At 43.2% G+C, this 6,595-nt stretch carries 5 protein-coding genes and 1 tRNA gene; 4 read left to right on the top strand and 2 right to left on the bottom strand.

What is annotated here, in order from left to right; translation table 11 throughout:
* Window positions 1-433: 433 nt before the first annotated feature.
* On the top strand, window positions 434-1,510 hold the full coding sequence (locus ACVBIL_RS20355) for a PLP-dependent cysteine synthase family protein (protein ID WP_447168758.1): 1,077 nt from the start codon (window positions 434-436) through the stop codon (window positions 1,508-1,510).
* Window positions 1,511-1,618: 108 nt separating this feature from the next.
* Here the strand turns inward: ACVBIL_RS20355 and queE are convergent, their stop codons facing one another.
* Complete coding sequence (gene queE, locus ACVBIL_RS20350; RefSeq protein ID WP_447168757.1) at window positions 1,619-2,287, bottom strand: 7-carboxy-7-deazaguanine synthase QueE; 669 nt, start codon at window positions 2,285-2,287, stop codon at window positions 1,619-1,621.
* Between the two features lie 127 nt (window positions 2,288-2,414).
* On the opposite strand from queE, the gene queC reads away from it, so the two are divergent.
* On the top strand, window positions 2,415-3,104 hold the full coding sequence (gene queC, locus ACVBIL_RS20345; protein ID WP_447168756.1) for a 7-cyano-7-deazaguanine synthase QueC: 690 nt from the start codon (window positions 2,415-2,417) through the stop codon (window positions 3,102-3,104).
* Entirely contained in the window at window positions 3,092-3,679 is a 588-nt protein-coding gene (gene rrtA, locus ACVBIL_RS20340) for a rhombosortase (RefSeq protein WP_447168755.1), read from the top strand. Before queC ends, rrtA begins: the two co-directional genes overlap by 13 nt.
* A 97-nt stretch (window positions 3,680-3,776) precedes the next feature.
* Here rrtA and uvrB read toward each other — a convergent pair whose 3' ends face one another.
* Window positions 3,777-5,780 (bottom strand): excinuclease ABC subunit UvrB, encoded by a 2,004-nt coding sequence (gene uvrB, locus ACVBIL_RS20335; protein WP_447168754.1) that lies wholly within the window; start codon window positions 5,778-5,780, stop codon window positions 3,777-3,779.
* A gap of 740 nt (window positions 5,781-6,520) precedes the next feature.
* On the opposite strand from uvrB, the gene ACVBIL_RS20330 reads away from it, so the two are divergent.
* Window positions 6,521-6,593 (top strand) — tRNA-Asn (locus ACVBIL_RS20330).
* Window positions 6,594-6,595: the final 2 nt, after the last annotated feature.

Genomic DNA, 6,595 nt, shown 5'->3' with positions numbered 1-6,595 from the left:
TCCCGAGTGGCCAAAGGGATCAGACTGTAAATCTGACGGCTCAGCCTTCGAAGGTTCGAATCCTTCTCCCTCCACCACTTCTTATGCTCATTCTGATATCAGTTCGGTCATTTCTCTGTACAGTCTAAATCCATATCTGGTTTAAGTTCAGTCTCTTCACTGCGCATCAGCAGTTTTCAACTTCCTATAAAATTTAGATACATGCCTTTAATTGTGGTTATTCGCTTTTTATAAAACATGAATCCGAAGCATGCACAAGCTTTTATAAACCGTCTTCACACCAAACTCTTAAAGCGCATTCAACTCAAGCAATTCTTTAGCTAATCAGCCGTTTACATTATACTAACAAGCCAATCCTTATGCGTTTTTCACTACCAATCTAGCGGGCTTTTCTCTATGATTTAAAGTCATTGTGTAAACCAGAGGCAAACAAGTGACTAATTCTTGGGTAAATCAAGCAATCGAAAAAATTGAAGCTGACTTTCAACGAAGTGCAGATACACATTTAATTAAGCTAGAGACTCCTAATCTAGTTGGTATTGATATTTACCTAAAAGATGAAAGTACCCATCCTACCGGAAGCTTAAAACATCGCCTTGCTCGTTCATTATTTCTGTATGCACTCTGTAATGGGTGGATAAAGGAAGGCACGACTGTTATTGAGTCATCATCGGGTAGCACTGCCGTTTCAGAAGCCTACTTCGCCCGGTTACTTGGACTGCCATTTATTGCCGTAATGCCAAGTACCACAGCGAAAAAGAAAATCCAGCAGATCGAGTTTTACGGCGGTCAGTGTCATTTTGTAGATCACTCAAGTAAAATTTATGCCGAGTCAGAGCGCTTAGCACAGAAGTTAGATGGCCATTATATGGATCAATTTACCTATGCTGAACGCGCAACGGATTGGCGCGGTAACAACAACATCGCTAATTCAATCTTTAACCAGATGGAAAAAGAGCAGCATTCAATCCCCACTTGGATTGTAATGAGCCCAGGCACAGGTGGCACTTCAGCAACGATTGGTCGTTACATTCGCTATCAGCGACTTAACACTAAGTTATGTGTGGTCGACCCTGAACACTCGGTATTCTTCGATTATTTCAAGACCGGTGACAAGACTATCCGCTGCTGTAATGCGAGTAAGATTGAAGGCATAGGTAGGCCGCGCGCCGAACCGTCATTTATTCCGGGTGTGGTTGATGAGATGCGTAAGATCCCAGATCCTGCATCACTTGCCACCATTAATTGGCTTGAAAAGATTATCGGCCGCAAAACGGGACCTTCTACCGGTACTAATTTGTATGGCGTATTACAACTTGCTAGCGAAATGGCTGCAAAGGGAGAAACCGGCTCGATAGTGACTCTGATCTGCGATTCAGGTGAGCGCTATTTAGACACCTATTACGATGCACAGTGGATTGAAAATAATATCGGCGACCTTACGCCATATAACGATGCATTAGAGCACTTTAGCGAAACAAGCATATTAACCTGTCCGAGCACGCTCTAATTGGGTTCATAATGTAAAACCACAAAGATTAATGTAAAAAAGCCCTTGAGTCATCAATACTCAAGGGCTTTTTACTTAACTATTTCTTCTTAAATCTGTTCAGTTCAGCTAATCAATATTTAGATATTTGTGAGTCTGAATTGATAAGCGCCAGTTACGTTCGATACAGGTCTTCATTGCCAATTCTGTCGCGCGGGGCTTTTGGCTAATGGGCTGCAAACAAACCGTCTTATCAGTTAAGTCGATACCGACTAATAACTCATCAAGCTCATCAATATGATTTTGAGTTGCTATCGGGTGTTTAATCTCATTCGCTCGGTTTAACGCTTGGGCAAGTACTTTATAACCGCCTTTCATATTGATCTTTGGCGATACGGTCACCCACGTATTAACATCACAAATGACATCAAACGTGCCACTGGTTTCAATTTGAGTTTGATAGCCATGATGATGGAGACACTGAGTTAACTCACTTAAGTCATACAAACAAGGCTCACCACCTGTAATGACGACATGTTTCGCATTAAAGCCTTTATCTTTAAAAGCGGTAACCAATTCTTCAGCCGTTAGCTCTGCCCAACGTCCTATAGTGCCATCGACTTGAATCACTAATTCTGGAGCAACACGGTTTGCCTCAAGCAGTTCCCACGTCTGCTTAGTGTCACACCAAGCGCAACCAACAGGACAGCCCTGAAGTCTAACAAATATAGCCGGAACGCCGGTAAAAGTCCCCTCGCCTTGAATTGTTTCAAATACTTCATTAACTGGATATTTCATTATCTTGCCTCTTGGTTAACCGGGCCGCAGTTATAGAGGATTTTTTGATGAGTCGCAAGTAGTTTAAAACCTTTCACGGCTGCGCTAAACTAATAGGTCTTATTTATTACAAGATTAAAAGTTAATTATGTCAAAAGCCGTTGTAGTTTTTAGTGGTGGTCAAGATTCGACAACCTGCCTTATTCAGGCCCTCCAACAATTTGATGAAGTTCACGGCATCACATTCGATTATGGGCAGCGGCATAGAGAAGAAATTGAAATCGCCAAAGAGTTAGCCGACAAACTCACACTTGCTAGCCACAAAGTGATGGATGTGACCTTGTTGAACGAATTGGCTATTTCGGCACTCACTCGTGACGCAATTCCAGTGTCTAACGAGTTGATGGAAAATGGCCTTCCTAATACCTTTGTGCCAGGCAGAAACATTCTATTTCTTACCCTTGCGGGCATTTACGCTTACCAACTTGGGGCAGATACTGTCATCACAGGCGTATGTGAAACCGATTTTTCAGGCTACCCAGATTGCCGCAACGATTTTGTAAAAGCGATGCAAAATGCGCTTGAGCAAGGCATGGATAAAAAGCTTACCATCCAGACTCCATTAATGTGGTTAGACAAAGCTGAGACATGGGCACTGGCTGATAAGTTCGATAGCTTGGAGCTGGTGCGCAATGAAACCTTAACCTGTTACAACGGCATTAAGGGAGATGGTTGTGGTACTTGCCCTGCGTGTTTATTAAGAAAGCGAGGCCTTGAAGAGTATCTTGCAGACAAAGATGCGATACAAGCAAGACTCACGGCCAAATGCCAAAGCTAAAATTAGGGGCGAACAGTCCCTACTCTTTTGCAATTATCATAACGATTCTCTGTATTAGTCTTTTTTATCTGCACCTTGAGCCACAACTCGCCTACCAAAGATATTTAATTGTCGATGGCCAGTGGTGGCGTTTATTGACAGGAAACTTACTGCATACCAACGCGTGGCATCTGTACATGAACCTCGCCGGTTTTTGGGTGATCATAGCTTTACATGAACAGCATTATCGCGCGAAAACACTCGGCTTATTGTTTTGTAGTTTATGCCTCATGCAAGGGCTAGGACTACTCGTGTTTTACCCTACACTTATTGGCTATGTTGGTTTAAGCGGTATGTTGCATGGCTTATTTACCTTTGGTGCGGTGATGGATATTCGCCAAGGTTTGAAATCCGGCTACCTATTGCTTAGTGGGGTAATCATTAAAGTTGGCTATGAACAATTCTTTGGTGCCAGCATTGAGATGAGCCAGCTTATCGATGCTAGAGTGGCAACCGAAGCACATTTAGTTGGTTTAGTCAGTGGGCTTGTCAGTGTTGCAGCGCTAATGGCATACCAGCGCTTTAGCAAAATATAAGCCTTTAATTGAAATAAGTCCTCAACTAACAATTAAATGCAGAGTAAAAAAAAGAGAGCCCATTTTTGCGCTCTCTTCTTTAGTCGATTCAACACGCCTATGCCTTGATAAACTGCACTCTGAGTCGGCTCACTTTGTCTCGAATGGCAGCGGCTTCTTCAAACTCTAAGTTTTTCGCATGTTCATGCATCTGCTTTTCAAGCCTATCGATATCATGGCTGATATCTGCAGGCTTAGCGACATGGTATTCATTTTCAGCTTCAGCCACGCCACGCTCGCTATCAACGTATTGGTGATCACCAACATCCATTACATCAGTAATACGTTTAACCACACCTCTTGGCGTGATGCCATTATCAAGATTATACTGATGCTGCATCTCGCGGCGGCGATTTGTCTCCGAGATAGCCTTGCCCATCGACTTAGTAATACGATCGCCATATAGAATCACTTTACCGTTGACGTTACGCGCTGCGCGGCCAATCGTCTGAATAAGTGAACGTTCAGAGCGCAAAAAGCCCTCTTTATCGGCATCAAGAATACACACCAAAGACACTTCAGGCATGTCTAAGCCTTCTCGAAGCAAGTTAATACCAATCAGCACATCAAACACACCTAATCGTAAGTCTCTAATAATCTCGACCCGCTCAACAGTATCAATGTCTGAGTGTAAGTATCTGACCTTTACACCATGTTCATCGAGATATTCGCTCAAATCTTCTGACATTCTTTTGGTTAAGGTGGTTACGAGTACGCGTTCATTCACCGCCACTCGCTTAGCTATCTCTGATAACAGATCGTCTACCTGCGTACTTACTGGCCTCACCTCAATTTCAGGATCGAGTAAGCCAGTAGGCCTAACGACCTGTTCGGCAATTTCACCATCCGACTTATTGATTTCATAATCGCTAGGGGTCGCAGAGACAAAAATGCTTTGCGGCATTAACGCTTCAAACTCTTCAAACTTTAGCGGGCGATTATCTAACGCTGAAGGCAATCGAAAACCATATTCGACTAAGTTCATCTTGCGCGAACGATCGCCTTTGTACATGGCGCCAATTTGCGGCACCGTCACGTGAGACTCATCGATGATCAGTAATCCGTCATCCGGCAGATAATCTAACAAGGTTGGTGGTCCATCGCCGGGGGCGCGACCCGATAGGTAACGAGAGTAGTTTTCTATCCCCGAGCAATAGCCAAGTTCGGTCATCATCTCTATGTCGTATTGAACCCGTTCGGTAATTCGCTGCTCTTCAATTAGCTTGTTCAAATCAAGCAACTGCTTCTTGCGATCCCTTAACTCTTCTTTGATATGGTCCGTTGCAGCAATAATAGACTCTCGAGGCGTAACATAATGACTTTTAGGATAAACCGTAATTCGCGCAATGCGTTTAACGATTTGGCCCGTTAACGGATCAAACAGACTTAGGCGTTCAATCTCATCATCAAAAAGCTCAATTCTGATGGCATTCTTATCCGAGTCGGCGGGGAAAATGTCAATAACTTCCCCTCTAACGCGATACGTACCACGCTGCAACTCAATGTCATTGCGAGTATATTGCAGCTCACTTAGGCGCTTTAAGATTTCGCGCTGCTCAATAATCGCCCCCTCTCGAAGGTGTAACAGCATCTTCATATAAGCTTTAGGATCGCCCAAACCGTAAATGGCGGAAACGGAGGCGATAAGAACAACGTCTTTGCGCTCTAACAGTGCTTTAGTCGCTGACAGACGCATCTGCTCAATATGCGCATTAACTGATGCATCTTTTTCGATGAAGGTACCAGTCGATGGCACGTATGCTTCAGGCTGATAGTAATCGTAGTAAGACACAAAGTACTCGACAGCGTTATGGGGGAAGAACTCTTTCATCTCGCCATAAAGCTGAGCCGCAAGCGTCTTGTTAGGCGCCATAATGATAGTAGGGCGCGATGTTTGTTCGATAACGTTTGCAATAGTAAACGTCTTACCTGAGCCCGTAACACCTAGTAATGTCTGGCAAGCAACGCCGGACTCCAATCCATCAACAAGCTGTTTAATAGCCGTAGGCTGATCGCCTGCTGGCTTATACATGGACTCTAATTGAAATACAGATTCTGACACTCAGATACTTCCCTCGAAAAATGAGCAGATATTTTACCCTAAATTGCCCACGGTCTGCTGAACTTTATAGATTGTTTTTTGCTCGTAGCTTTATTCGTTTAATATAGCGACATGAAACTTTGTAACAGCTCAAAAATACAGGTAAAAGCGCTGACGTTAGCGTCAAGACCAGTAAAACAGGCCTTTTAATTCACAACGGCACCCTACAGTAAAGTTACAACTCAGCAACAACTTTCAAACCTCAACAAACTAACTGTTGCTTTTTTCATCACATTGTTTTTATTGGTTAAAAAAAACAAACACGAAATAAGCTCATTTTAACCTCAACGCCCTATCCATAGGCATTTCCCGTTGATTTTTTCACTTAACCCACAGGCTTATCCACAGATTTAGTGGATAACTCTCGCAACACTAGTCTCTGTATGGGTTTAGACGCTTAATCAGGCTTAGGTGATATAAAGCGATATGCTGTAAGTTTCCTACATTTGTAATCTATCAGTTGTCGAACACGACAATTTGAATATTCAATCAAGAGTTTTGCCAATCGAAAACTGCGATTAACTCATAGGCTTGCATTCTGGCTGCTCACATATTAACAAAAATGCTGCATTCGTCATCACAATGCACACTAGGTGAGCACTTAAGCATATAATTTCACTTTTTTTCTCTTGTCGAGTTGACTCAATTGTAAGAGCGATTTAATATGCGCTCCGTCTTCAACGAGACGCAGCTTAAACGATTCCCCTGTAGTTCAGTTGGTAGAACGGCGGACTGTTAATCCGTATGTCACTGGTTCGAGTCCAGTCTGGGGAGCC

It is taken from the genome of Shewanella sp. 125m-7, from assembly GCF_052977045.1.
The sequence above is the reverse complement of the archived record's forward strand: the minus strand, read 5'-3'. Positions and strand labels throughout refer to the sequence as shown.

Excerpts from the sequence above, each read along its gene's own strand:
- queE (WP_447168757.1), bottom strand. The coding sequence starts at position 2,287 with ATGAAATATCCAGTTAATGAAGTATTTGAAACAATTCAAGGCGAGGGG.
- queC (WP_447168756.1), top strand. The coding sequence starts at position 2,415 with ATGTCAAAAGCCGTTGTAGTTTTTAGTGGTGGTCAAGATTCGACAACC.
- rrtA (WP_447168755.1), top strand. The coding sequence starts at position 3,092 with ATGCCAAAGCTAAAATTAGGGGCGAACAGTCCCTACTCTTTTGCAATT.